General features: G+C 73.4%; 24 protein-coding genes. 18 read left to right on the plus strand and 6 right to left on the minus strand.

From position 1 onward, the window contains the following. The first annotated feature begins 13 nt into the window (after window positions 1-13). Window positions 14-778, plus strand: coding sequence for a proteasome subunit alpha (gene prcA / locus ACFY7H_RS31535; protein WP_388945255.1), 765 nt, complete (start codon window positions 14-16; stop codon window positions 776-778). Window positions 779-848: 70 nt separating this feature from the next. On the opposite strand, the gene ACFY7H_RS31540 is transcribed toward prcA, so the two are convergent. Further along, complete coding sequence (locus tag ACFY7H_RS31540; RefSeq protein ID WP_388945257.1) at window positions 849-1,847, minus strand: LacI family DNA-binding transcriptional regulator; 999 nt, start codon at window positions 1,845-1,847, stop codon at window positions 849-851. Between the two features lie 136 nt (window positions 1,848-1,983). On the opposite strand from ACFY7H_RS31540, the gene ACFY7H_RS31545 reads away from it, so the two are divergent. The 12 genes from ACFY7H_RS31545 (at window position 1,984) to ACFY7H_RS31600 (ending at window position 14,092) form a co-directional block, all read left to right on the plus strand. Then, window positions 1,984-3,234, plus strand: coding sequence for an MFS transporter (locus ACFY7H_RS31545; protein ID WP_388945261.1), 1,251 nt, complete (start codon window positions 1,984-1,986; stop codon window positions 3,232-3,234). A 58-nt stretch (window positions 3,235-3,292) separates the two neighbouring features. Then, the gene (pafA, locus tag ACFY7H_RS31550; protein ID WP_388945265.1) at window positions 3,293-4,654 is read left to right on the plus strand and encodes a Pup--protein ligase; all 1,362 of its coding nucleotides are present in this window, start codon (window positions 3,293-3,295) and stop codon (window positions 4,652-4,654) included. Between the two features lie 128 nt (window positions 4,655-4,782). Continuing rightward, window positions 4,783-5,790 carry an FKBP-type peptidyl-prolyl cis-trans isomerase gene (locus tag ACFY7H_RS31555; protein WP_388945269.1) on the plus strand — a complete coding sequence of 336 codons (1,008 nt, stop codon included), beginning with the start codon at window positions 4,783-4,785 and terminating at the stop codon, window positions 5,788-5,790. 31 nt (window positions 5,791-5,821) lie between these two features. Continuing rightward, the gene (locus tag ACFY7H_RS31560; protein ID WP_388945271.1) at window positions 5,822-6,214 is read left to right on the plus strand and encodes an FKBP-type peptidyl-prolyl cis-trans isomerase; all 393 of its coding nucleotides are present in this window, start codon (window positions 5,822-5,824) and stop codon (window positions 6,212-6,214) included. Window positions 6,215-6,339: 125 nt separating this feature from the next. Further along, the gene (locus ACFY7H_RS31565) at window positions 6,340-7,296 is read left to right on the plus strand and encodes a helix-turn-helix transcriptional regulator (protein ID WP_388945274.1); all 957 of its coding nucleotides are present in this window, start codon (window positions 6,340-6,342) and stop codon (window positions 7,294-7,296) included. A gap of 47 nt (window positions 7,297-7,343) precedes the next feature. Continuing rightward, window positions 7,344-8,312: a helix-turn-helix transcriptional regulator gene (locus ACFY7H_RS31570; protein ID WP_388945276.1), complete on the plus strand. Its 969-nt coding sequence runs from the start codon at window positions 7,344-7,346 to the stop codon at window positions 8,310-8,312. 15 nt (window positions 8,313-8,327) lie between these two features. Continuing rightward, a complete protein-coding gene (locus tag ACFY7H_RS31575) occupies window positions 8,328-8,561 on the plus strand; it encodes a hypothetical protein (protein ID WP_388945279.1) in 234 nt (77 codons plus the stop codon). Between the two features lie 23 nt (window positions 8,562-8,584). Further along, window positions 8,585-8,785 (plus strand): hypothetical protein, encoded by a 201-nt coding sequence (locus ACFY7H_RS31580; RefSeq protein ID WP_388945282.1) that lies wholly within the window; start codon window positions 8,585-8,587, stop codon window positions 8,783-8,785. Window positions 8,786-8,994: 209 nt separating this feature from the next. Next, entirely contained in the window at window positions 8,995-9,291 is a 297-nt protein-coding gene (gene tatA, locus ACFY7H_RS31585) for a Sec-independent protein translocase subunit TatA (RefSeq protein WP_388945284.1), read from the plus strand. 53 nt (window positions 9,292-9,344) lie between these two features. Next, a complete protein-coding gene (gene tatC, locus ACFY7H_RS31590; protein WP_388945286.1) occupies window positions 9,345-10,310 on the plus strand; it encodes a twin-arginine translocase subunit TatC in 966 nt (321 codons plus the stop codon). Between the two features lie 136 nt (window positions 10,311-10,446). Continuing rightward, window positions 10,447-13,299, plus strand: a complete 2,853-nt coding sequence (locus ACFY7H_RS31595; protein WP_388945289.1) for a DEAD/DEAH box helicase — start codon at window positions 10,447-10,449, stop codon at window positions 13,297-13,299. 91 nt (window positions 13,300-13,390) lie between these two features. Continuing rightward, on the plus strand, window positions 13,391-14,092 hold the full coding sequence (locus ACFY7H_RS31600) for a helix-turn-helix domain-containing protein (protein WP_388945292.1): 702 nt from the start codon (window positions 13,391-13,393) through the stop codon (window positions 14,090-14,092). On the opposite strand, the gene ACFY7H_RS31605 is transcribed toward ACFY7H_RS31600, so the two are convergent. The 4 genes from ACFY7H_RS31605 to ACFY7H_RS31620 all read right to left on the minus strand — a co-directional run bounded on the left by ACFY7H_RS31605 (window position 14,037) and on the right by ACFY7H_RS31620 (window position 18,521). Beyond that, window positions 14,037-15,005, minus strand: a complete 969-nt coding sequence (locus tag ACFY7H_RS31605) for a pseudouridine synthase (protein WP_388945296.1) — start codon at window positions 15,003-15,005, stop codon at window positions 14,037-14,039. The two genes, ACFY7H_RS31600 and ACFY7H_RS31605, sit on opposite strands and share 56 nt — an antisense overlap. 18 nt (window positions 15,006-15,023) lie before the next feature. Beyond that, window positions 15,024-16,565 carry a serine hydrolase gene (locus tag ACFY7H_RS31610; RefSeq protein ID WP_388945299.1) on the minus strand — a complete coding sequence of 514 codons (1,542 nt, stop codon included), beginning with the start codon at window positions 16,563-16,565 and terminating at the stop codon, window positions 15,024-15,026. 155 nt (window positions 16,566-16,720) lie between these two features. Then, window positions 16,721-17,566 (minus strand): siderophore-interacting protein, encoded by an 846-nt coding sequence (locus ACFY7H_RS31615; protein WP_388945302.1) that lies wholly within the window; start codon window positions 17,564-17,566, stop codon window positions 16,721-16,723. A gap of 49 nt (window positions 17,567-17,615) precedes the next feature. Continuing rightward, window positions 17,616-18,521, minus strand: coding sequence for a 5'-3' exonuclease H3TH domain-containing protein (locus ACFY7H_RS31620; protein ID WP_388945352.1), 906 nt, complete (start codon window positions 18,519-18,521; stop codon window positions 17,616-17,618). 308 nt (window positions 18,522-18,829) lie between these two features. On the opposite strand from ACFY7H_RS31620, the gene ACFY7H_RS31625 reads away from it, so the two are divergent. The 4 genes from ACFY7H_RS31625 to ACFY7H_RS31640 all read left to right on the plus strand — a co-directional run bounded on the left by ACFY7H_RS31625 (window position 18,830) and on the right by ACFY7H_RS31640 (window position 23,809). Then, the gene (locus tag ACFY7H_RS31625) at window positions 18,830-20,251 is read left to right on the plus strand and encodes a galactose oxidase-like domain-containing protein (RefSeq protein WP_388945306.1); all 1,422 of its coding nucleotides are present in this window, start codon (window positions 18,830-18,832) and stop codon (window positions 20,249-20,251) included. 65 nt (window positions 20,252-20,316) lie between these two features. Then, window positions 20,317-22,296, plus strand: a complete 1,980-nt coding sequence (locus tag ACFY7H_RS31630; RefSeq protein WP_388945310.1) for a Dyp-type peroxidase — start codon at window positions 20,317-20,319, stop codon at window positions 22,294-22,296. Window positions 22,297-22,545: 249 nt separating this feature from the next. Further along, window positions 22,546-23,094 (plus strand): helix-turn-helix domain-containing protein, encoded by a 549-nt coding sequence (locus tag ACFY7H_RS31635; protein ID WP_388945355.1) that lies wholly within the window; start codon window positions 22,546-22,548, stop codon window positions 23,092-23,094. Window positions 23,095-23,098: 4 nt separating this feature from the next. Next, window positions 23,099-23,809 (plus strand): helical backbone metal receptor, encoded by a 711-nt coding sequence (locus tag ACFY7H_RS31640; RefSeq protein WP_388945313.1) that lies wholly within the window; start codon window positions 23,099-23,101, stop codon window positions 23,807-23,809. Here ACFY7H_RS31640 and ACFY7H_RS31645 read toward each other — a convergent pair. Further along, entirely contained in the window at window positions 23,799-24,923 is a 1,125-nt protein-coding gene (locus tag ACFY7H_RS31645) for a TDT family transporter (RefSeq protein ID WP_388945315.1), read from the minus strand. The genes ACFY7H_RS31640 and ACFY7H_RS31645 overlap by 11 nt on opposite strands. Before the next feature lie 70 nt (window positions 24,924-24,993). Here ACFY7H_RS31645 and ACFY7H_RS31650 point away from each other — a divergent pair, with 70 nt between their 5' ends. After that, entirely contained in the window at window positions 24,994-25,917 is a 924-nt protein-coding gene (locus ACFY7H_RS31650) for a LysR family transcriptional regulator (protein ID WP_388945318.1), read from the plus strand. Window positions 25,918-25,970: the final 53 nt, after the last annotated feature.

The following is a 25,970-nucleotide window of genomic DNA, read 5'->3' on the forward strand; positions in this document are numbered from 1 at the left end:
GGACGGATAACCGGTGTCGACTCCGTTCTATGTGTCACCCCAGCAGGCCATGGCCGACCGGGCGGAATACGCCCGGAAGGGCATCGCCCGCGGCCGCAGCCTCGTCGTGTTGCAGTACGCCGACGGCATCGTGTTCGTCGGTGAGAACCCGTCCCGTGCGCTGCACAAGTTCAGTGAGATCTATGACCGGATCGGCTTCGCGGCCGCCGGGAAGTACAACGAGTACGAGAACCTGCGGATCGGTGGTGTGCGCTACGCCGATCTGCGCGGGTACACCTATGACCGTGACGACGTGACGGCGCGCGGGCTGGCGAACGTGTACGCGCAGACGCTCGGCACCATTTTCTCCTCGGCCGGTGAGAAGCCGTACGAGGTGGAGCTGGTGGTGGCCGAGGTGGGTGCGACGGCGGCGGGGGACCAGATCTACCGGCTGCCGCACGACGGGTCGATCGTGGACGAGCACGGTTCGGTCGCGGTCGGCGGGAACGCCGAGCAGATCAGTACGTTCCTCGATCAGCGGCACCGGGACGGGATGACCCTGCCCGACGCGTTGAAGCTGGCGGTGCAGGCGTTGTCGAGTCAGGCGAACGGCGCGGAGAAGACGATTCCGGCCGAGCGGCTGGAGGTGGCGGTGCTGGACCGGACGCGGGCGCAGCAGCGCAAGTTCAAGCGGATCCGGGGCCGGCAGTTGGCGCGGTTGCTGGAGGCGGATGTTCCGGCGGCCGCTCAGGCGGATGCGGTGTCGAACGACGAGGTTCCGGAGGACGACGCCGAGTAGGGCTGTGGCGTGCGGGCCCCGGTCCGCCCCTGTGGGGGCGGACCGGGGCTTTCGTGCGTCCCGGGGTGTCTCAGGGCGTGGGGGCGGGGCCGGTGGAGTCGCGGACGGTGAGTTCGACGGGGATGTCGGGGGCGGTCCAGGGGGTGCCGTCGAGGACGGCGAGGAGGGCGGTCATGCCCTGTTCGCCGACGCGTTCGGCGGGGAGGCGGACGGTGGTGAGCTCGGGTTCGACGGCGGTGGCGAGGGCGAGGTCGTCGAAGCCGGTGACGGAGAGGTCCTCGGGGATGCGCAGGCCGAGGCGGCGGGCGGCCTTGCAGACGCCGGCGGCGAGGATGTCGTCGTCGCAGACGACGGCGGTGGGCCGGTGGCGGGGGTCGGCGAGGGCGGTTTCGGCGGCGGCGCGGGCGGCGTCGACGGTGAGGGCGGCCCGTGCGGTGCGCAGCTCGTGGGGTGCCGCGAGGAGGGCGGCGAGGGCCTGGGCGCGGATGTGGAAGGTCCAGGAGTCGACGTCGGCGGCGAAGTGGAGGAAGCGGTGGTGGCCGAGGCCGAGGAGGTGTTCGGCGGCCTGGCGGATGCCGTCGGTGATGGCGAGGTTGACGTGGGCGGCGGCTTGGCCGGAGGTGGGGTCGCTGTCGAGCATGACGAGGGGGAGGCCGTCGCCGCCGAGGGCGTCGAGGGCGTCGGTGGCCATGGAGGAGGCGATGATGCCGTCGAGGGCGGCGCGGGCGGAGGCGAAGGGGTCGCGGGCGGGGCCGGTGCCTTCGGGGGAGGGGTAGAGGACGACGCCGAAGCCGTGTTCGGCGGCTACGCGGGCGGCGCCGGTGTAGACGCGGGCGAAGAATTCGTTGGTGAGGGCGGGGACGACGAGGAGGGCGGTGCGGGTGGTGCCGAGGCGGAGGTTGCGGGCGGCGAGGTTGGGGCGGTAGCCGAGGGTGGTGGCGGTTTCGCGGACGAGGGTGGCGGTGCGTTCGGAGACGCGGCCGCGCCATTTGCCGCCGAGGACGAGGGAGACGGTGGCCTGGGAGACTCCGGCGGCGGTGGCGACGTCGCGGCTGGTGGGTCTCGTCACAGGTTGCTCCTGAAGTGCGAGGTGGGGCGGGGTGCGGGCGGCGTGCGGCTGGACCGGGGGTCTGTGGCCATGGTACGTATGACGTGTCTCGTTATACGTATTACCCCGGGGTGGATCCGGGCAGAAGGGGGCGGTCATGGCCGCGGGTTACGCGGAGCTGCTCAGGACCAGGTACGCCGCCAGGCTGCTGGTGGGCACCCTGATAGGCCGGCTGCCGAACGGCACCGCGGCGATCGCGATCGTCCTCTTCATCCGGGACGAGGGGGGAAGCTACAGCCTGGCGGGCGCGCTGGCGGCCGCGTACGGGCTGGCGAACGCCGTGGGGCAGCCGCTGCTGGGCCGGGCGGTGGACCTGTACGGGCAGCCGCGGGTGCAGCTGCCCGCGGCGCTGGTGTCGGCGCTGGGCATGGTCTGGCTGGCGGTGGCCGGTACGGGGTCGGTGGCGGCCGCGTACGCGGCGATGGTGCTGGCCGGTTTGTTCACGCCGCCGCTGGAGGGCGGGCTGCGGGCGCTGTGGCCGGGGGTGCTGGGGGGCCGTGAGGAGCGGGTCCACGCGGCGTACGCGATGGACGCCGTGGCCCAGGAGGTCATGTACACGGTGGGGCCGCTGCTGGTGACGCTGTGCGTGTCGCTGTGGTCGCCGGCGGTGGCGCTGCTGGTGCTGAACGGCGTCGGTGTGCTGGGCGTGCTGTCGGTCGTGGTGTCGGAGCCGTCGCGGACCTGGCGTTCCGCGCCGCGCGAGGCGCACTGGCTGGGGGCGCTGCGTTCACGGGGCCTGCTGGCGCTGCTGGGCGCGTTCTTCTTCGTCGGCATGGCGCTGGGGTCGATCGCGGTGGCGGCGGTGGCGTACGCGGACGGGCACGGTGGTCAGGCGGTGTACGGCTGGCTGATGGCGGCGCTGGGCCTGGGTGCGCTGGTGGGCGGTGTGTTCTACGGGGCGCGGCAGTGGGCGGGGGCGCCGGAGCGGCGGCTGCGGGTGCTGGTGGCGCTGCTGGCGGTGTGTTATCTGCCGCTGGTGCTGGAGGTGGGTCCGGTGGCGATGACGGCGCTGTCGGCGCTGGCGGGCGTGTTCCTGGCGCCTTCGCTGGCGTGTGCGTTCATCGTGGTGGACCGGCACGCGCCGGCGGGGACGGTGACGGAGGCGTTCTCGTGGCTGGTGACGTTCTTCGGGGTGGGTGCGGCGATCGGTACGGCGGTGGCTGGTCCGGCGCTGGAACAGGGTGGTACGGTGGCTGGTTTCGCGGTGGCCTGTGGTGGTGGCGCGGCGGCGCTGCTGGTGCTGATGCTGACTCAGCGGGCGCTCGCGGGTGCCTCTCGCAGCAGGGCCGTGGCGGGGTCGGCGGAGGGGCCGGCCGGGGCGGTTTCGGAGCCGTTGATCAAAAACTGACCTGAACGCCGTTCTCCAACCCGGTTTCAGAAGAGTGCGGAAGGCGTAATGTTCAGTCATGGACCGCCGCATTTTCGGGCTGGAGAACGAGTACGGCGTCACGTGCACGTTCAGGGGACAGCGCCGACTGTCTCCTGACGAAGTGGCGCGCTACCTCTTCCGCCGTGTTGTGTCATGGGGCCGCAGCAGCAATGTCTTCCTGCGGAACGGCGCCCGCCTCTACCTCGACGTGGGTTCGCATCCGGAATATGCAACTCCCGAATGCGACAACCTGACCGAACTGGTCACGCACGACAAGGCCGGCGAGCGCATTCTCGAGGGCCTGCTCGTCGACGCCGAACGCCGCCTGCACGAGGAGGGAATCGCGGGCGACGTCTACCTGTTCAAGAACAACACCGACTCGGCGGGCAATTCGTACGGCTGTCATGAGAACTACCTCGTGGCCCGGCACGGAGAATTCTCCCGCCTCGCGGACATCCTGATTCCGTTCCTCGTCACGCGTCAGCTGATCTGTGGCGCGGGCAAGGTGCTGCAGACGCCCAGGGGCGCGGTCTACTGCGTCAGTCAGCGGGCCGAGCACATCTGGGAGGGCGTCAGCTCCGCCACGACCCGCTCCCGGCCGATCATCAACACGCGCGACGAGCCGCACGCCGACGCGGAGCGTTACCGCAGGCTGCACGTCATCGTGGGCGACTCGAACATGTCCGAGACGACGATGCTGCTCAAGGTGGGCGCCACGGACCTCGTGCTGCGGATGATCGAGGCGGGGACGGTGATGCGGGACCTGACCCTGGAGAACCCGATCCGGGCGATCCGGGAGGTCAGCCACGACATCACGGGCCAGCGCAAGGTGCGACTGGCCAGTGGCCGGGAGGCCTCGGCGCTGGAGATCCAGCGGGAGTACTTCGACAAGGCCCTGGACTTCGCCGACCGGCGGGGCATCCGTACGGGGGTGGTGGCGCAGGTCCTGGAGCTGTGGGGCCGCACGCTGGAGGCCGTCGAGGCGCAGGATCTGGACCGCATCGGTACGGAGATCGACTGGGTCATGAAGTACCAGCTGATCGAGCGGTACCGGGCCAAGCACAACATGACGATGTCCAATCCGCGGGTCGCCCAGATAGACCTCGCGTACCACGACATCCACCGCCGGCGGGGTCTCTACTACCTGCTGGAGCGCAAGGGGCAGGCGGCGCGGGTGTGCAACGACCTGAAGATCTTCGAGGGCAAGTCGGTGCCCCCGCAGACCACCCGGGCCAGGCTGCGCGGCGACTTCATCCGCCGGGCGCAGGAGCAGCGGCGGGACTTCACGGTCGACTGGGTGCACCTGAAGCTCAATGACCAGGCGCAGCGCACGGTGCTGTGCAAGGACCCGTTCCGGTCGGTGGACGACCGGGTGGAGAAGCTGATCGCCGGCATGTGACGCTGTGCGGCCGGGGCCCCGTGCGCTGTGGCGTACGGGGTCTTCGCACGCCACGGCCTTGTCGCGGAGGGGTCAGCCCGTAGAGTGGGCCGCTACGACGGACCATTCCAGCGACCCTGAGGACCACTGTGCGACGCCGACTTGCTGCCGCGCTCATCGTGCCGGCTCTGATGCTCACCGCGGCCTGCGGAGGGGGCGAGGACTCCGGGAAGAAGGAGCCCTCCGCGTCGCCGTCGGCCGATGCCGCGAAGACGGAGGTGCCGAAGCCGGTGGCGTCGGCCGATCCGATGCCGACGGTGGCCGGCGAGGCCGGCAAGAAGGCGGAGATCACGGTTCCCAAGGGCGAGCCGAGCGGCAAGTTCGTGGTGAACACCCTCAAGGAGGGTTCCGGGCCGGAGATCAAGAAGGACGATCTCGTGGTCACGAAGTACACGGGCAAGGTCTGGAAGAGCGGCAAGGAGCTCAGCGGCTCCTACGACCCGGACGGCCAGCCGCTGGTCGTCCCGGCCGGTTCGCAGCAGATCCTGCCGCTGTTCAGCGAGTCGGTGCTGGGCAAGAAGGTCGGCAGCCGGGTGCTGGTCGTCGCCCCGCCGGCGGCGGCCTTCGGTGAGCAGGGCCAGTCGCAGCTGGGTGTCGGCCCGAAGGACAACCTGGTGTTCGTCCTCGACGTCGATTCGGTGCTGCCGAAGAAGGCCGAGGGTACGCAGGCGCCGATCCCGTCGGAGCTGCCGCAGGTCAAGGCCGACGAGGAGAAGGCCGCGACGATCACGATCCCGAAGAACGACCCTCCGAAGGAGCTGGTCGACAAGGTCCTGATCGAGGGCAAGGGCGCCGAGGTCAAGAACGGCCAGACCGTCTACATGCAGTACAGCGGTGCGGCGTGGGCGCCGAACCAGGGCAAGGACTCGGCGAAGCTCTTCGACACGTCGTGGAAGACGGGCGCCCCGTTCTCGACCAAGATCGGCCAGGGTCAGGTCATCGAGGGCTGGGACAAGGGCCTGGTGGGCAAGAAGGTCGGCAGCCGCGTGCTGCTGGTGATCCCGCCGGAGCAGGCGTACAAGGACCAGGCCAAGGGTGAGGACCTGCCGGCCAACTCCACGCTGGTCTTCGTCGTGGACATCGTCGGAGCAGTGTAAGACTGTTCCGGTTGTACACCGATTCGCAGGTATGAGGAGCAGTTCCGTGAGCGACAAGCTCGAGAAGCCCGAGATCGACTTCCCCGAGGGCCCGGTCCCCACCGACCTGGTCATCGAGGACATCTGGGAGGGCGACGGCGCCGTGGCCACGGCCGGCAACAAGGTCTCCGTCCACTACGTGGGTGTGGCCTTCTCCTCCGGTGAGGAGTTCGACGCGTCCTGGAACCGCGGCGGTCCGCTGCAGTTCATCCTGGGCATCGGCCAGGTCATCCCGGGCTGGGACCAGGGCATCGAGGGCATGAAGGTCGGCGGCCGTCGCAAGCTGACGATCCCCGCCCACCTCGCCTACGGCGACCGGGGTGCCGGCGGCGCCATCAAGCCGGGCGAGACGCTGATCTTCGTCTGTGACCTGATGGGCGTCTGATCTCACGCGTTGTGATCATGGAGGGCCCCCGCCGTGAGGCGGGGGCCCTCGCTTTTGCCGGGGACCGCGGGGGCGGTACGGTCAACGGTCACGAGTGTGTGCCGAGGAGTGGGGGATGGGCGTCGATGGCGATTGCCAAGGCCGAGCGGCTGATGAACCTGGCGCTGTGTCTGCTGGGGACGCGCCGTCCCCTCAGCAAGCGTGAGCTGCGCGGTTCGATCGAGGCCTATCTCGAAGCCGGGAACGACGAGTCGTTCAACCGGATGTTCGAGCGGGACAAGGACGATCTGCGCGAGCTCGGTCTGGTGATCGAGACGGTGGAGAACCTGGAGGGTGAGACCGGCTACCTGGCCCGCCGGGACAGCAACCGGCTGCCGCCCGTCTCCCTCGACGCGGAGGAGGCCGCCGCCCTCGGGCTGGCGGCCAAGGTGTGGCAGCAGGCCCGCCTCGCCGGCGCGGCCAGCGGCGCGCTGCAGAAGCTGCGTGCGGGCGGGATGCCGGAGGCCGGTGATCCGTACGAGGGCCAGCACAGCGCCATCGAGCCGCGGATCCCCGTCCACGAGGCGGCCTTCGAGCCGCTGATGCTGGCCTGCCGCGACCGGCGCCCGGTGGTCTTCGAGTACCGCAAGTCCAACGCGGCGCGGCCCGAGCCCCGGCAGGTGGAGCCGTGGGCCCTGGAGTGCTGGCGGGGCCACTGGTACCTGGCCGGCTACGACCGCGACCGCGGGGCGGAGCGGGTCTTCCGGCTCTCCCGGATTACGGGCAAGGTCCGCTCGCGGGCCGGGAAGTACACCGCCGAGGTGCCGGACGTGGTGACCGTACGCGAGACCGTGGCGGCCTGGGCCGGCGAGGGCGCCCAGCGCACCGCCCTGATCCGGCTGCGCGCCGGGGCCGGCTACCCGCTGCGGGCGAAGGCCACCGCCGTGCGCGAGGGCGGTGACGGCTGGGACGAGCTGGAGATCCCGTACGGGCACGGGCTGGACGCCTGGCTCGTGGAGTTCGGCCCCGACGTCGTCGTGGTGGGCCCGGCGGACCTGCGGGCCGACGTGGTGGACCGGCTGCGCGCCGTCGCCCAGGGCTGAACCCGAACAACAACAGCAGCAACGCCCTGAGGGGGAGACGTAGCAGCATGGCCGCCAACGCCATCGACCAGACCCGCCGGATGCTGTCCCTGGTGACCTACCTGCGCGAGCGCCCCGGCGCGCACGTCGCGGACGTCGCCCGTGCCTTCGGGATCACCGAGGACGAGCTGATCTCGGACCTCGACGTGCTGCCCATGTGCGGCACCAGCTTCCGCGGCGGTGACCTGCTCGACATCGACACCGACGGCGACCGCATCTGGTGGCACAACGCCGACGCCTCGGGGGAGTCCACCGCCGAGCCGCTGCGGCTCGCCGCCGACGAGGCCACCTCCCTGCTGGTCGCCGCCCGCGCCGTCGCGACCCTGCCCGGGCTGCGCGAGAGCGACCGGGACGCGCTGCTGCGGGCCACCGCCAAGCTGGAGGCCGCCGCGGGCGAGGCCGCCGGGGCCAGCGCCCGGCTGTCGGTGACCTTCGAGTCGGAGGGCGGGGTCTTCGCGGACGTCGACCGGGCCATCTCCGAGCGGCGCCGGCTGTGGCTGCGCTACTACTCGCCGGCCCGCGACGAGCTGACCGAGCGCACCGTCGACCCGATCCGGCTCTTCGCGGTCGGCCACACCTACCTGGAGGGCTGGTGCCACCTCTCGGAGGCCCGGCGCACCTTCCGGCTCGACCGGGTCGCCGAGATCCGGCTGCTCGACGAGCGGGCCGAGCCGCCCGCGATCGAGCCGCGCGACCTGTCCGTGGGCCTCGTGCAGCCGGCCGCCGAGGACCCGGAGGTGGTCGTCGAGGTGGGTCCCGGCGGGCGCTGGGTCGCCGAGTACTACCCCCACGACAGCGCCGAGGAGCTGCCCGGCGGGGGCCTGAGGATCACGCTGCGCAGCCCCGACCCGGCCTCGCTGCGCCGGCTCGCGCTGCGTCTGGGGCGTGACGGGCGGATCGTGTCACCGCCGGAGCTGGCGGACAGCGCGCGGAAGGCCGCTGGAGAAGCACTCGCGGGGTACGGGGAAAAGGTCTAGGGGGAGCGGGGAGCGATGTCGCGATCAGCAGGTCTCGTACCGGTCACGTTCAAGGCGGCCTGCCCCGAGTGCCGGGCGCGTTTCGAGCTCGCGGCGGACGCGCTGCGCCTGGCGATCGGGGGCAGCCGGCGCACCACCTTCTACTCCTTCACCTGTCCCGAGTGCGCGGCGGCTGTCCGCAAACCGGCAGGTGAGCGCATCGTGGAGCTGCTGACCGGCGGGGGAGTGAGCACCCTGCGCAGTGTGTGAGGGCGGGGCGCTAGGCTCTTGGCATGCTGTGGCCGATGCTCGCGATCGCCCTGGGATTCCTCGGGCTCGCCGTCCTGTCCGTCCTCGCCCTGCGGGTCTTCCTGGAGGTGCGGCGGCTGTCCGGGCAGGTCGCGCTGGCCAGCCGCCGGATCACCGAGGCCTCGGGCGACCTGGAACGGGCCGCTTCCGACCTCGCGCGGGCGGGGCGCGCGGCGGCTCCGTAGCGGCCGCGCGACCAGCACGCGGCCTTCTGGATATGGAAACCGCGGAGCCGGACCCGTACCGTCGGGTGCGGCAGGCAATCGCGCAGCCCCCCGGGGATTGCCGGGCGTTAACCGTCGGGGGTTACGATCCATGTCAGAGCGGTACCGGATCTTTGTCCGGAATCGCCTGGCCACCACAACCAGCCGTTTCGGTGAGAAGGAAGACACACATGATCGGCAATCTGAAGCCCCTTGAGATCCTTCTGATCATCGCTGTCATCGTGCTGCTGTTCGGCGCCAAGAAGCTCCCCGAGATGGCCCGCTCGCTCGGCAAGTCGGCCCGCATCCTCAAGAGCGAGGCCAAGGCGATGAAGAAGGACGGCGAGGCCGAGGACGCCGCCACCGCCGCCCCGGCCGCCGATCAGGCCGCGCAGCAGCCCGCCGCCCCCCGTACCATCCAGGCCGCGCCCGGTGACGTCACCAGCGCCCGGCCCGTCAACGAGCCGAACCGCACCACCCAGGGCTGACGCGCGGCGGTCGCCGTCACGCCAGTCATCTGCAACGAGACAAGGGACGTGGGTTGCTCAAGTCTGCCCGCAAGCAGGGGAAACAGGACCGGCAGGCGAAGGACGCCGAAGGGCGGATGCCGCTGGTCGAGCACCTGCGTGAGCTGAGGAACCGGCTGCTGAAGTCGGTTCTGGCGATCATCGTGGTCACGGTCGTCGCGGCCTACTTCTACCGGCCGATCATCGACTTCCTGCTGGAGCCGATGCTGTCGTCCGTGGGCTGCACCAACGGCGCGACGCACCAGCGCAACGGCGCCCCCTGCGCCGAGATGACCACCAACGGCCTGACCGCGCCCTTCTCCATCGCCCTGAAGGTCGGCCTGTCCGCCGGCATCGTGCTCTCCGCCCCGGTCTGGCTGTACCAGCTGTGGGCGTTCGCCGCCCCCGGCCTGCACCGGAACGAGAAGAAGTACGCGCTGAGCTTCGTCGCGGTCGGCGCGCCCCTCTTCCTCGCCGGCGCGGTGCTCGCGTACAAGATCCTTCCGCAGACGGCGGAGATCCTCCTCGGCTTCACCCCCGACCACGTCAAGAACCTGCTCCCGGTCGACGACTACCTCGACCTGGTCACGCGCATGGTCGTGGTCTTCGGCATCGCCTTCGAGCTGCCGCTGATGCTGGTGCTGCTGAACTTCACCGGAGTGCTCACCGGGAAGCGGCTGGGCAGCTGGTGGCGCGCCATGGTCCTCGGCATCACGCTCTTCGCGGCGTTCGCCACGCCCACCGGTGACCCGATCACCATGCTGACGCTGGCCTCCCCGATCGTCGCCCTGTACTTCATCGCCCTCGGCGTCTGCCTGCTCAACGACCGGCGGCGCAGGCGCGGCGACCCCGACGCCGGGCTCGACGACGACGAGGCCTCCGAGCTGGACCTGACCCCGGCCCCGATCGGCGCGACGGGAGCGGCCCCGTCCGCCTCCCCCCTGCCCGTGCAGGACGACGGCGGCCGCCGCCAGATCAACGGCTACGACGACGCCACCTGACCGGAGCAACCCCGGGACGGGGCCGGGCCGCGCACGCCGCGCGGCCCGGCCCCGTCCCGCGTTCCCGGGTCGCCCGGGACGGTCACTTAAATGATCGCGACTGTTGTCAGGGGCGGCGGGTAGGCTCGAGAGCAAGATGACCGAAGAACTCTCACCCGCCGAGCGGTACGCCGCTGCCCGGATCCGCGCCGCCGAAGAGGCCTCCGCCCTGGCCCCCTTCCGCGAGATGTACGCATTCGACCTGGATCCGTACCAGATCGAGGCCTGTAAGGCTCTGGAGGCCGGCAAGGGCGTCCTGGTGGCCGCCCCGACCGGTTCGGGCAAGACCATCGTGGGCGAGTTCGCCGTGCACCTCGCCCTCCAGCAGGGCCGCAAGTGCTTCTACACGACCCCGATCAAGGCCCTGTCGAACCAGAAGTACGCCGACCTCGTCAAGCGCTACGGCGCCGCGAAGGTGGGCCTGCTGACCGGTGACAACAGCGTCAACGGCGACGCCCCCGTGGTCGTGATGACCACCGAGGTGCTCCGCAACATGCTCTACGCGGGCTCGCAGGCGCTCAGCGGCCTCGGCTACGTGGTGATGGACGAGGTGCACTACCTCTCCGACCGGTTCCGCGGCGCCGTGTGGGAGGAAGTGATCATTCACCTCCCCGAGTCGGTGACCCTGGTCTCACTCTCCGCGACCGTCTCCAACGCCGAGGAGTTCGGCGACTGGCTCGACACCGTGCGCGGCGACACCGAGGTCATCGTCTCCGAGGAGCGGCCCGTACCGCTGTGGCAGCACGTCATGGCCGGCCGCCGGATCTACGACCTCTTCGAGGAGGAGTCCGACCACGGAGGCCGCGGCTCCGCCCGCCGCGAGGTCAATCCCGACCTGCTGCGCATGGCCCGCGAGGAGAACAGCCGCGGCTACAGCCCCAAGGACCGGCGGCGCGGCAAGATGGTCCGCGAGGCCGACCGCGAGCGCGAGCGCCGCTCCCGCAGCCGGATCTGGACCCCCGGCCGCCCCGAGGTGATCGCGCGGCTCGACAACGACGACCTGCTGCCCGCCATCAACTTCATCTTCAGCCGGGCCGGGTGCGAAGCCGCCGTCCAGCAGTGCCTGTACGCGGGCCTGCGGCTCAACGACGACACGGCGCGCCTGAGGGTCCGGGAGATCGTCGAGGAGCGGACCGCCTCCATCCCCGCCGAGGACCTGCACGTCCTGGGCTACTACGAGTGGCTCGAAGGCCTGGAGCGGGGCATCGCCGCGCACCACGCCGGCATGCTGCCCACCTTCAAGGAGGTCGTCGAGGAGCTGTTCGTACGCGGCCTCGTCAAGGCCGTCTTCGCCACCGAGACCCTCGCGCTCGGCATCAACATGCCCGCGCGCACGGTCATCCTGGAAAAGCTGGTCAAGTGGAACGGCGAGCAGCACGCCGACATCACCCCCGGCGAGTACACGCAGCTCACCGGCCGGGCAGGGCGGCGCGGCATCGACGTCGAGGGCCACGCGGTGGTGCTGTGGCAGCGCGGCATGGACCCGGTGCAGCTCGCCGGGCTCGCCGGAACCCGCACCTATCCGCTGCGCTCCAGCTTCAGGCCCTCGTACAACATGGCCGTCAACTTGGTCTCCCAGTTCGGCCGGCACCGCTCCAGGGAACTGCTGGAGACCTCCTTCGCGCAGTTCCAGGCGGACCGCGCGGTCGTCGGGATCTCCCGGCAGGTGCAGCGCAACGAGGAGGGCCTGGAGGGCTACCGGGAGGGCATGACCTGCCACCTCGGCGACTTCGAGGAGTACGCGCGGCTGCGCCGCGAGCTCAAGGACCGCGAGACCGACCTCGCCAAGCAGGGCGCCGCCCAGCGCCGGGCGCAGGCGGCCAGTTCGCTGGAGAAGCTGAAGCCGGGCGACGTCATCCACGTGCCGACGGGCAAGTTCGCCGGGCTGGCCCTGGTCCTGGACCCGGGTGTGCCGGGCGGGCGCGTCAACGGACACCGCGGGCACGACTACCACGAGGGCCCCCGCCCGCTGGTGCTCACCGCCGAACGGCAGGTCAAGCGGCTCGCCGCGATCGACTTCCCGGTGCCGGTCGAGGCCATCGACCGGATGCGGATCCCCAAGACCTTCAACGCGCGCTCGCCCCAGTCCCGCAGGGACCTGGCGACGGCGCTGCGCAACAAGGCCGGGCACGTCCACCCGCAGCGGCACCGGCCGGGCCGGGCCGCCGCGGCCGACGACCGCGAGATCGCCCGGCTGCGGACCGAGCTGCGGGCGCACCCCTGCCACGGCTGCGACGAGCGCGAGGACCACGCCCGCTGGGCGGAGCGCTACCACCGCCTCAAGCGGGACACGCAGCAGCTGGAGCGGCGCATCGAGGGCCGGACGAACACCATCGCCCGCACCTTCGACCGGATCCACGCCCTGCTGACCGAGCTGGACTACCTGCGCGAGGACGAGGTCACCGCGCACGGCAAGCGCCTGGCCCGGCTCTACGGGGAGCTGGACCTGCTGGCCTCGGAGTGCCTGCGCGAAGGCGTCTGGGAGGGGCTGAGCCCCGCCGAACTGGCCGCCTGCGTATCGGCGTTGGTCTTCGAGGCCCGGCAGTCCGACGACGCGGCCCCGCCGAAGGTGCCGGGCGGCGCGGCGAAGGCGGCGCTGGGCGAGATGGTCCGCATCTGGGGCCGGCTCGACGCGCTGGAGGAGGAGCACCGCATCAACCAGGCGGAGGGCGTCGGCCAGCGCGAGCCGGACCTCGGATTCGCGTGGGCGGCCTACCAGTGGGCCTCCGACAAGAGCCTGGACGAGGTCCTGCGCGAGGCGGAGATGCCGGCCGGCGACTTCGTGCGCTGGTGCAAGCAGGTCATCGACGTCCTCGGACAGATCGCGCAGGCGGCCCCCGCCTCGACGGCCCCGCCCTCCTCGGCGGGCGGCAGCACGGTGGCGCGCAACGCCCGCAAGGCCGTCGACGCCCTGTTGCGGGGTGTCGTGGCCTACAGCTCCGTCGGGTAGCCGGGTCTTGGGGCTTCCTCCGAAGCCCCTGGAGGCACGGTCTGATCTCCTGCCATGATCGTCGCGGCGTGTCCTGTGCGACGATCGGCGTATGAGCGGGGGAACGGGCGAAGGCCCGAGACGGGTCGGCCGGCCGCGCGCCGACCGGCTGAGAGCGGACAGCGGCCGGCCGCCGCGCGAGGAACTCCTGCGCGCGGCGGCCGAACTGTTCACGGTCCGCGGGTACGCGGCCACCACCACCCGGGCGGTGGCCGAACGGGCCGGAATGCGCCAGGCCACGATGTACCACTACTTCGGCGGCAAGGAGGAACTCCTCGCCGAACTCCTGGAGTCCACGGTCGCGCCCTCGCTGGAGCTCTCCCGCCGGCTGCTGGCCGACACCGGCCGGCCCGCCGCCGTACGGCTGTGGGAGCTGTGCCGCTCGGACGTGCTGCTGCTGTGCGGGGGACCGTACGACCTGGGCGCCCTCTACCTGCTGCCCGAGCTGCGGGGCCGGCGGCTGGCGGGGTTCCGGCGGATGCGCGGGGAACTGCGCGACGGCTACCGGGCGTTGCTCGCGGCGACCCCGGCGGGGGCCGCACTCGCCGCGGACGGAGACGGGGCCGCCCTGGCCCTGCGCAACGACCTGGTCTTCGGCCTGATTGAGGGCGTCATGCTGGTCCGCCGATCCGATCCGGCGCGCCCGGTCGCGGCCTTCGCGGAGGCCGCCGCCGATGCCGCCCTGCGGATCGCCGGGCTCACACCGCCGGACCCGCTTCCCAGCCCGCGCGGTCCCGCCAGGCCTGGAGGGTGAGCCCGCTCTCCAGCCGGTGCCGGGTGCCCGTGACGGGGTCGGTGAAGGCCAGGACGCGGGCCAGCAGCTGGAGCGGGCGCCGGAAGTCCGCCGGGCCGGCCGCCTCGGCCACCACCGGGTAGACGGGATCGCCCAGGATGGGCAGGCCGAGACCGTTCATGTGCACCCGCAGCTGGTGGGTGCGCCCGGTGTGCGGGGTGAGCCGGTAGCGGCCCAGCCCGTCGCGGGTCTCGGCGAGCTCGATCAGGCTCTCGGCGTTCGGCTCGGCGCCGGGCACCTCGACCGCGGCCATCACCCCGCGGGTCTTCTCGATGTGGCTGCGGACCAGCCGGGGCAGCTCCAGCGACGGGTCGTGGGCCGCGAGGGCCTCGTACTCCTTGTGGACCCGCCGCTGCTGGAACAGAGTCTGGTAGGCGCCGCGGTCCTCGGGCCGGATGCTGAACATCACCAGCCCGGCCGTCATCCGGTCCAGGCGGTGCGCCGGGCTCAGGGCGGGCAGGTCCAGTTCCCGGCGCAGCCGCGCCAGGGCGGTCTCGGTGACGTGGGTGCCGCGCGGGGTGGTCGCCAGGAAGTGCGGCTTGTCCACCACCAGCAGGTGCCGGTCGCGGTGGACCACGCGGATCGGGAAGGGCACGGGCGGCTCGGGCGGCATGTCCCTGTGGAACCAGAGCCAGCCGCCCGGCTCGTACGGGTCCTCGTGCCGCAGCACCCGGCCGCCCTCGCCGAGCACCCGGCCGTCCGCGAGCAGCCGGGCCATGGACTCGGAGCCGCGCGTGCCGGCGTACCGCTCGGTCAGGTAGTCGCCGAGCAAGGGCCACCTGCCCTCGTGGTCGGGGGGCAGGCGCATCCGGACCGGGTCGATGCCGGCCTGCTGGGGGAGGGGTGCGGGCGGGATGTGGGATCTGCGGCTCATCGGGACCAGGGTAGGCGGCTACTTCTGGGTGAAGGTGCCGAGGCGGTTCTGGTCGAGGTACTCGACGCGGACCGTGCCGTCGGAGAAGAACACCCCCGTCCGGCCGACGGCGTTCTCGCCGGTCGTCTCGAAGCTGAACGTGTCGCCGTCGTAGTGGGTCAGGGGGAAGCGCGTCGGCTTCGGGCCGAGGGAGAGGACCAGCCCCTTTCCGGAGGGGTCGGCGACGACGGTGAGGGGGCCGTAGTACGGGTTCTCGTAGGTGCCGGTGTAGACGCTGTCGTCCCGGGCGGGCTTCGCGCCGGCCGGGGGGCGGGCGTAGTCGGTGTCGGACCGGGCCGCGGCGTCCAGCTGCGAGTACGTGGCGGCGATGAGCGGCAGCCAGTCGGCGGTCGGCTTGCCGTGCTCGGCGATGTCGAAGAAGTCCAGGGCGACGGAGTCCGCCAGGCCGACGGGGGAGCCGTTGGTCAGGACGACGATGCCGAGGCGCTCCAGCGCGAGCAGCGTGACGTTGGTGTTGGCGCCGAGCTCGAAGCCCCCGGAGTGGCTCAGGCGCAGCCGGCCGGCGTCGTCGTAGCTGACGTTCCAGCCGAGCCCGTAGAACTGCGGGGTGCCCCGGGGGGTCTGAGCCTGGGAGACGATCTCGGGGACGCGGGTGCGGGCGAGGGTGTCCTCGGGGATGACGCGCTTCCCGTCGAGGGTGCCGGTGTTCAGCTGGAGCCGCAGCCAGCGGGCCATGTCGCGGGCGGTGGAGCTGGTACCGCCCGCCGGGGTCTGGGCGTCGGCGTCGCGGACGTAGCGGGGGCTCCAGGTGCCGTCGGCGTTCCTGACGTGGCCGGACGCCCGGTCCGGGGCCTTGGCGTAGGCGGAGAACTCGGTGCTGGTGCGGGTCATGCCGGCGGGCTTGAAGAGGGTGTCCTCGCTGAGCTTCTGCCAGCTCACGCCGTGGTCGCGGGCGACGGCCTCGGCGGCGGCGGTGAACCCGAAGTTGGTGTACGCGTAGCTCGCGCGGAAGGGGGTCAGCGGCTCCTCGCGGAGGTGGCCGAGGATGTACGCCTGGTCGTAGCCGAGGTCCTCCAGGAGGTCCCCGGCGTGGTCGGGGAGGCCGCTGCGGTGGGAGAGCAGGTCGGCGGCCGTGACGTGCGAGGTGACCCAGGGGTCTTTGAGGGCGAAGCCGGGGAGGGTTCCGGCGAGGGGTTCGTCCCAGGCCCCGGGGGAGGTGAGGGTCCCGGCGATGACGGTGGAGGTGACCGGCTTGGAGACGGAGGCCAGCTGGAAGACGGTGTCCGGGCCGACCTTGGCGGTGTCGCCGGTGCGGCGGAGCCCGAAGCCCTTGAGGTAGACGACCTTGTCGTCGTGGACGACGGCGAGGGAGACGCCAGGGACGCCGGTGCGGCGCATGCCGGCGGCGACGGTGGCGTCGAGCCGGGCGATCGCGGCGGCGACCGCGGCGTCGGTGAGGCGCGGCGCGGGGGGTGGGGGCGGGGCGGGCGCCGCCGACGCGGCCGCGGTCACCATCAGCACCACGGCTCCGGCGAGTCCGGCTGCGCGGAACGTACGCATGGGGCCATTGTCCGCCCGGAGCCGCCCCCGCGCCGCTCGTGCGGGGGGGGGGGCGGTGCGGAGGCCGCGCCGAGGGGGTGTGACGGGGTCCGGCCCTGATCCGCCGGATCCCCCCGGCCGGCGCCGCGCGCCCGCCGGGGGTCGCGGGACGGCCCTCAGGCCGCGGCGCGGGCCGGGAGGTCCTGTTCGGCTTCGACCGTGGCGTTCCAGTCGCGCTTGATGGCGCGCCAGCCCTCGTCCGTCTCGCCCAGGCGCCAATAGCCCGAGATCGACAGCCGCTCGCGCGCAACGCCGCGGTCAAGGCGGAGGTGGCGGCGGAGCTCCTTCACGAAGCCCGCCTCGCCGTGGACGAACGCGTGCACGTCGGCGGAGGGGAAGTGCAGGGAGGTGACCGCCTCGACCAGGGCCGCGCCCACCGGGCGGTCGCCGCGGTGCAGCCATACCGGGGAGACGCCGTCCGGGGTACGGATGTCCTGCTCGTCCGCCGGGCCGTCGACCTCGACGAAGGCGTGCACCAGCGAGCCCCGCGGCATGCGTTCCATCGACGCCGCGATCCCCGGCAGCGCGCTCTCGTCACCGGCGAGGAGGTGCCAGCCAGCCAGCGGGTCCGGGGCGTAGCTGCCGCCGGGGCCGAGGAAGTGGACCCGTTCGCCCGGCTGTACGCGGGCCGCCCAGGGGCCGGCCAGGCCCTCGTCGCCGTGGACGACGAAGTCCAGGGTCAGCTCCCGGCGGGCCGGGTCCCAGGCGCGGACCGTGTACGCGCGCTGGCGGGGCCAGGCCTCGCGGCGGTGGGTGGCGCGGATGACGTCGAGGTCCCAGGGTTCCGCGTACCGCACGCCCTCGGGTGCGAAGAGGAGTTTCACGTAGTGGTCCGTGTGCGCGCCCGCGTCGAAGCCGGCCAGCCCGTCGCCTCCGAGCACGAGGCGAACCATGTGCGGCGTGAGTCGTTCGGTGCGTACGACGACTGCGGTGCCGACGGTGCGGGCGCGTCCTTCTGCCACGGTATCTCCCCTTACGCCTACGAAGCTTAGGATTACCTAACTTAGCATCTCAGGGGCGCAGCGCGCTGCTCAGACGTGACACCGCTCCTCCCAGACCCCACCGATGGGCGAGTGCCTCGACCATCTCGGGCCTGGCGGGGGCCTTCGGGAGGGCCGCTTCGAAGGCCGGAAGCGGGACGTCGGAGGCCACCTGCACCACCTTGGGGGCGACCTCGAGGTAGGCGCGGGACTCGTCAATGCGCTTGCGCTGGGTGGGGGTCAGCCCCGACTTCGGGTCGCCGGCCGCCGCGATGATGCCGGCCAGGTCCCCGTACGCGTCCAGCAGCTTGGCCGCCGTCTTCTCGCCGATGCCCGGCACGCCCGGCAGGCCGTCGCTCGGGTCGCCGCGCAGCAGCGCGAGGTCCGCGTACCCGGGGCCGTCGACCCCGTACTTCTCGCGCAGCCAGGCCTCGTCCGTCACCTGGAGGCTGCCCACGCCCTTGAGCGGATACAGGACGCGGCGCTGCCGGGCGTCGTCCACCAGCTGGTAGAGGTCCCGGTCGCCGGTGACGATGTCCACCGGGCCGGTGGCGCGGGCCGTGAGCGTGCCGATCACGTCGTCCGCCTCGTACCCGGCGACCCCCACCCGGGCGATGCCGAACGCGTCCAGTGCCGCCTCGATGATCGGCACCTGCGGGGCCAGGGTGTCCGGGGTCTCCTCCACGTCCGGGCCGGTCTCCGTCGCCTCGGCGACCCGGTGCGCCTTGTAGGAGGGGATCAGCTCCACCCGCCAGTGCGGCCGCCAGTCGGCGTCCATGCAGGCCACCAGGTCGTCCGGGCGGTGGTCCTGCACCAGCCGGCCGATGAAGTCGAGCAGTCCGCGCACGGCGTTGACGGGGGTGCCGTCGGGGGCCTTCACGGAGTCGGGCACGCCGAAATAGGCGCGGTAGTAGAGGGAGGCGGTGTCCAGGAGCATCAGGCGTCGTGTCGTCACGCAGACGATGATGCCGCACCGCCGTCGAGGCGCGGGGGTCACCCGAAGTGAGGGGACGGTCACTCAAACAGTTGCTCCGGCGCGCGCGTTCGCCATCGCTCGCGGAGGGTTTGATCACCGGCCGGGTCCGGTGCCCGTCCGGTTCCGGCCGGTCCGGTCAGGTCCCGTCCGGTGGCGTCCGTCCGGTCCTGCCGTCCGGTCCCGCCGTCCGGTGCCGCCAGCCGGTTCTGCCCTGTCCCACCGACCCGTTCAGCCCCGTTCCGCCCGCCCCCGTCACGTGAGGGTTCCGCATGCCCCGTCGCGGAGTCGCCCGCGCCCTCGTCGCGAGCACCGTGCTGTCCCTGCTGCCCGCCGGCCCCGTCGCCGCCCACGACGGTTCGCCCGGTCCTTCCGCCGCCACCGCCGCCGTCCGGCAGAGCCCCGGCGAGGTGCGCGAGCGGGTCCGGCGGGAGGTCTCCCCGGCGGAGGCGCGCGCCCTCGGCCCCGAGCGCGCCGAGGCGCACGCGCGCACCCGCCTCGCGGTGCGGGAGGAGGCCGGCCGCCCCGACACCGTCAGGGCCGCCCGCCTCGCGTCCCTGACGGAGTCTCAAGCCCGGGCGAACGCCGGTTTCCGCCCCGCTCTCTACGGCGCGTTCACGGAGTACTTCGACTCGCCGGATTCCGGCGCGCACACCGCGCTGCTGCCGACCGGCAAGGTGCTGCTGTTCTCCTTCGAGCACACCGGCGCCGGCCGTGCCTTCCTGTGGGACCCGGCGAAGGGCACCGGTGCCGGGTCGTTCGAGAAGGTCACCCCGCCCCGGGCCGCCGCGCCCTTCTTCCCCACCGGCCACGCGCTCCTGCCCAGCGGCGGGCTCGTCGTCCGCGGGGCCCCCGGCGCGCACGCGGACGGCGGGCCCACGCTGGTCTTCGACCCCTGGACCGAGACCTGGAGCCGCGGACCGGCGACGTCCGCCGTCCGCCGGGCGCCCTTCCCGGACGGGGCCGGGCCGCTCTGGGGCACCCGGGCCCCGGCGGTGGAACGTTTCCCCGCGCGCGTCCATCCCCCGGCGGCGGGCGGCCCCTCGTACGCGCCCTCCGCCGGCCGCCCCCACGACAACACCCTCCTGATGCCCGACGGCACCCTGCTGACCGTGAGCGGCGCGTACGACATCCACGACTACGCGAGCGGCCTGCTCAGCCCCGCCCCCGACCCCAAGTACCGGCAGCTGGAGCTGCGCGACACCAAGGGCGGCTGGCGGCTGGGCCCGGTGCAGCGGCTGCCGCGCGGCCACCGCTCCAACGCCCTGGTCCTGCCCGACGGCCGGGTCGCGATCACCGGCGACGAGCTCCAGCAGACCGCCCACGACGCGGACCTCGGTGACGGCGCGCACGGCACCATCGAGATCTACGAGCCCGCCTACCTGCACCAGGGGCCCCGGCCCGTGCTCGACGAGGTGCCCGCCGTGCCCCTCGCCCCCGGCGACCGCTTCCGGGTCCGCACCAGCACCCCGGACCGGGTCCGCAGGGCCGTGCTGCTGGCGCCGGCCGGCGCTCCCGACCCCGCCGGGGCCGCCCGGCGGCAGGTCGAACTGCGCATCGAGCGGCGCGAGGGCGGACTCCTCACCCTCCAGGCCCCGCCGACGCGGGCGGCCGCCCCGTCCGGCCATCACCTGCTCTTCCTCCTCGACGGGAAGGGCGTGCCCAGCGTCGCGCGCTGGGTCCGGCTGGCCTGACCCCACCCCATCCCGGCCCGATCCCCGCACCTCCCGGCCCTTCCGCCCCGCACCCTGGAGAACCGATGGACGACCCGCAGCCCCTCACCCCCGCCCGTAGGAACGTCATCAGGGCCGGGGCGGCGGCCGCCGCCGCGCTCGCCGTGTGCCCGTACGCCGCCGGCGCGGCGACGGCGGCGCCACCGCCCGCCACCCGCGGCCCCGCCCCGGCGCCCGCCGCGGGCGGGGCCGCGGGCCTGCCGCTGCGCGCCGACCGCACCACCCAGGGCGACATCCTCGCCGGCTCCCGGAAGGACCACGCCTGCCTGCTGCTCCTGCACTTCCGCGACGCCGCGCGGGCCCGGAGCTGGCTCGGACGGCTGCTGCCGGAGATCTCCACCACCGAGGAGATGGCCCGCTTCAACGCCGCCTTCAGCGCCGCCCGGCTCAAGGCGGGCGGCGCCGACCCGGCGGGGCTCTCCGCCCAGTGGACCGGGCTGTCCCTCACCCATCCCGGGCTGCGCCTGTTCGCCGGGCGGGACCCCTTCCCGGCGCTGCCCGCCGGCAGCACCGCCGAGGCGTTCGCGCAGGGCGCCGCCGAACGCGCGGAGGAGGTCGGCGACACCGGCGACAGCGCCCCCGGCTCCTGGCTGTTCGGCGCCGAGGAGCCCGGCCGCGCCGTGCACGCCGTCCTCAGCCTCTCGGCGGACGACCCGGCCCGGCTCGCCTCGGCGGTGGCCCGCCACAAGGAGGACCTCGGCCGGGCCGGCGGCGAGGTCGTCTTCCGGCAGAACGCGGGCAAGCTCCCGGGCGCGCTGAAGGGGCACGAGCACTTCGGCTTCGCCGACGGCATCAGCCAGCCCGGCGTACGCGGCTTCCACGAGCCCGATCCGGCCGACGCGAGCACGGTGAAGGGCAAGCCCGGCACCCGGCTGGTCCCGGCCGGGGAGTTCCTCGTCGGACAGGAGAGGGCCGGGCGGCGGCCCGCCGGCCTGCCCGCCTGGGCCACCGGCGGTTCCTTCCAGGTGATCCGCCGGCTCGCCCAGGACGTCCCCGGCTGGTGGGCGCAGGCCCGCGAGCGGCTGGCCGAGCTGAAGAGGGCCGGGGCCGCACCTCCCGAGGCGACCGAGACGTGGGTCGCGGCCCGCCTGGTCGGCCGCTGGCCCGGGGGCACCCCCATCGCCGGCTGCCCGCTCGCCGAGGAGCCCGCCCCCTTCGGCACGGATCCGGACGCCGCCCTGAAGTACGCGGACGACCCCGACGGCTGGCGCACCCCGCTGTTCTCGCACATCCGCAAGGGCAACCCCCGCGACGGCCTCGTCACCGTCCCGGGCAGGCCCCCGCTGGCCGCCTCCGAGCTGGACGGGCGGCGGATCATCCGGCGGGGCATCCCGTACGGCCCCGCCTTCGACTTCGACCGGCCCGCGCACGCGCAGAAGGCGCCGCGCGGCCTGGTCTTCGTCGGCTACCAGGCCGACCTGGTCCAGCAGTTCGAGTTCCTCTCCAAGCGGTGGATCAACGACACCGACTTCCCGCCCGGCCGTAACCCCCGCGTCGGGGCCGACCCGGTCCTCGGCCCGGAATCCCCCGTCACCTTCGAGACCGAGTCCGTGCACGGCAGCCGCGCCACCACCCTGCGCTTCGGCCGGTACGTCCGCACCGAGGGCGCCCTCTACGCCTTCACCCCCTCCCTTCCCACCCTGCGCGCCCTCGCCGAAGGCACCCTCGACGACTCCGTGGAGGTCCACGCGGGCACCGTCCTGCGCGCAGGCGACGTCCTCGACGCCGGCACCGTACGGCTGTCCCTCCAGGCCGGCGGGGACCTCGTCCTGCTCGGCGCCGCAGGGACCCGGCTGTGGAACGCGGGCACGGAGGGGGAGGGGAACGAGGCCGTCTTCTCCGCCGACGGCGAGCTGTGCGTCCGCACCGCGGACGACGTGATCCTGTGGAGCACCGGCACCGACGGCCACCCCGGTGCCCGGCTGCTGGTCCGCCCGGCGGGCGACGCGGTGATCCTCGCCGGTGACCGCGTGCTGTGGCGCCAGGGCGGGGGCCACGTAGGGTGACCGGGTGGCCACGGGAGCCCACCGGGGCGCGGGCCGGTGGGCTCCTGCGCGCGAATCACGGGGCGGTTGCTGCGTAAGGTGCTTACAGCACACCGATGTGCGTTGAGGACAGGGGAGGGCAGCCCCGACATGAACGACAAGGATGACGGAAGCATCGCGGACGCCAGGGACGGCCGGGAGTACGAGCCCGCGCGGGCGGGCTCGGCCGAGGGCCACGACAAGGAGAAGGACTCCAAGGAGCCGCTGCGGGTGGGCGTCGCCGTGCGCAAACGGCGCCGCGCGCTGCACCTCACCCTCGCCGCCGTCTCGGCGCGCAGCGGCCTGTCGGTCCCCTTCCTGAGCCAGATAGAGAACGAGCGCGCCCGCCCCAGCATGCGTTCGCTGGAGCGGGTCGCCGACGCGCTGGAGACCACGGCCGTGGAGCTGCTGGCCGCCTCGGACACGGCGCGCACGGTGGACCTCGTACGGGCCGGTGACGAGCCCGGGCTCGCTCCGGTGATGGGCGTACGTCCCCTCGTGCGCGGCCACCACCAGCTGCACGCGCTGGAGTTCAGCGGGGACCAGGACGCCGGCCGCGAGTACCAGCACCGCAACGACGAGCTGATGTACGTGGTCTCCGGCGCCTGCCAGGTGGAGGCCGAGGGGCGGGCGTACCGGCTGGAGAGCGGGGACGCGCTGTTCCTCTCCGGCGGGGTGCGCCACCGCTGGCGGGCGGTCAGCGAGGACACCCGGCTGCTGGTGGTCGCCGTCGGGGACCACATCCACGCCACGTCCGAGCCGCCCTCGCCGGGGCGCTGAGCGGGTGCGCGTCGTCTCGCTGGTGCCGTCCCTGACCGAGGCGGTGGCCGTCACCGCGCCCGGCCTGCTGGCGGGGGTCACCGACTGGTGCACGCACCCCGCGGACCTCGGGGACGCGGTGCGGATCGGCGGCACGAAGAACCCCGACGTACGGGCCGTCGCGGAGCTGCGCCCGGACCTGGTGATCGCCAACGAGGAGGAGAACCGGGCCCCGGACCTGGAGGCCCTGCGCGCGGCCGGACTGGAGGTGCTGGTCACCGAGATCCGGGACCTGCCGCAGGCCCTGAGCGAGCTCGACCGGCTGCTGGTGGGGGCCATGGGGCTGGAGCGGCCCGAGTGGCTGGACCGGGCCGGGGAGGCCTGGGCGGACGTGGAGCCCGTCGGCTCCCTCACCGCCTTCGTGCCGATCTGGCGCCGCCCCTGGATGGTGCTGGGCCGCGACACCTTCGCCGGTGACCTCCTCGCCCGGCTCGGGGTGCGCAACGTGTACGCCGGACACCCGGAGCGGTACCCCAAGGTGCCGCTCGCCGAGCTGACGGCGAGCGGCTGCGACCTGGTGGTGCTGCCCGACGAGCCCTACGCCTTCACGGCCTCGGACGGCCCGGAGGCCTTCCCTGGCCTGCGGGCCGCCCTGGTGAGCGGGCGTCACCTGACCTGGTACGGGCCTTCGCTGGCCGAGGCCCCGGCGGTACTCGGCAGGGCGCTCAGCGGGTAGCGGGCAGCAGCCGGCCGGTGAACAGGCCGCGCAGGGTGTGGGCGGCGGCGGCCACCCAGGCGGTGACCAGGGCCAGGAAGAGGGCGGCGGCCAGCCAGCCGAAGGCGTCGAGCCCGGTGTGGCGGGCCAGCCCGGCGGCGCCGGTGACGCAGGTGCCGACGGGGAAGGTCAGCGCCCACCAGGTCATCGCGAAGCCCATGCCGGCGCGGGCTGCCCGGGCCAGCATCGCGGCGGCCAGGGCCAGCCACAGCAGGGCGAAGCCCATCACGGGCACCCCGTAGACGACCGCGAAGGCGCCGAGGGCGTGGGCGTAGGGGGCGTCGATGGCGCCGGGCGCCACGTCGGCGAGCTGGTTGACGGCGGTGGTGGACTGCCCGAGGGGCCCGAGGACCAGGAACAGGGCGGGGGTCAGCGCCAGGGGCAGGGGGCCGTTCACGATCAGCCGGCCGAAGACCAGGGGGAGCAGCAGCAGGGTGGCCAGCAGGCTGACGCCGAACATGGCGTAGCAGGCCAGCAGCAGCGCCTCGCGGGGCTGGCCGGCGGGCAGGTGGGGGACCAGCAGCGGGCCGAGGGCGGCGGAGACCATGGGGGAGACCACGGGCAGCAGCCACACGGGGGTGGCCTGGGAGGCCTCGACCTGGTGCCGGACGACCATCAGGTAGGGCACCACCACGGCCATGACCAGGCCTGTCACGGTACCGGCGGTGAACAGCACGGTGTCCACGGCCAGGGCGGCGCCGCTTCCGATGAGGTCCTTGCCGACGATCAGGGTGCCGCCGCCGACGGCCAGCAGCGCCATCGCCAGGCAGCCGTAGAAGGGGGCGACGGCCGGGTCGAGGAGGTGGGCGCGGGCCTGGTCGCGGTGGTGCAGCCAGTGGCCCGCACGGGCGGTGAGCAGGACGGCGAGGGCCATGGCGGACAGCGCCCAGAGGACCTGGCAGGCCACCCGCTGGCCCGGGAGCTGGTACGGGAGGGTGGCCCCGGCGTTCGCGACGATCGCCGTTCCCATGACGGAGGCGTACCAGTTGGGGCCGAGGTGGCGCAGCGCGGGGGCCTTGTGGGTCCGGGGCGCGGGTTCGGTGAAGGTGCGGGGTCGCACGACGGTGGTGGCCATGGATCCAGCGTCGCCCCAGGTGGGAGCCGGTGGCAGGGGTCATCACCCTATGAGGCCATAAACTGATGTTATGGGTAATGGGGAGACGGTTCCGCTGGCGCACCGCGTGCCGGACCTGGGCGCGCTGGAACTGCTGCTCACGGTGGCCCGGGTCGGCAGCCTGAGCGCCGCCGCCCGGCACCTGGGCATCACGCAGCCGGCCGCGAGCAGCCGCATCCGGGCGATGGAGACACGGCTCGGCGTCGCCCTGGTGGACCGCTCCCCGCGCGGCTCGACGCTGACGGCGGAGGGCGCGCTCGTCACGGACTGGGCCCGGCGGGTCGTGGAGGCCGCCGAGGCCTTCGACGCCGGGGCGCAGGCGCTACGGGGCCGGCGGGATTCGCGGCTGCGGGTCGCGGCCAGCATGACCATCGCGGAGTACCTGCTCCCGGGCTGGCTGATCGCCCTGCGCGGGGAACGGCCCGACACGGCGGTGTCCCTGCACGCCGGGAACTCGGCCGACGTCGCCCAGCGGGTCCTCGCGCACGAGGCCGACCTCGGCTTCGTGGAGGGGCTGTCGGTCCCGGACGGCCTGGACTCGGTGGTCATCGCCCAGGACCGCCTGCTGGTGGCGGTGGCGCCGGGGCACCCGTGGGCGCGGCGCTCGCGCGGGGTGGACCCGGCGGAGCTGGCCCGCAGTCCGCTGATCCTGCGCGAACGGGGCTCGGGCACCCGCCAGGTCCTGGACGCCGCCCTGGCCGCGTCCGGCGGGCTGGCCCAGCCGCTGCTGGAGCTGGCCTCGACCACCGCCGTCAAGGCCGCGGCGCTCAGCGGGGCCGGGCCGTGCGTCCTGTCGGAGCTGGCGCTGCGCGACGAGCTGGCGGCCCGCCGGCTGGTGGAGGTCCCGGTGCCGGGCGCCGCCCTGGCCCGCGCCCTGCGCGCCGTCTGGCCCACCGGCGCCCGCCCGGCGGGCCCGGCGCGCGACCTGCTGTCGCTGACCCGCCGCCGGGCGTAGGCCATCCGGGGGCCGGGGACGGCCCGGCACCCGCGGGCGCCGCGCGCGAGGGG

It is taken from the genome of Streptomyces sp. NPDC012794 (genome assembly GCF_042901085.1).
Classification (GTDB): domain Bacteria; phylum Actinomycetota; class Actinomycetes; order Streptomycetales; family Streptomycetaceae; genus Streptomyces.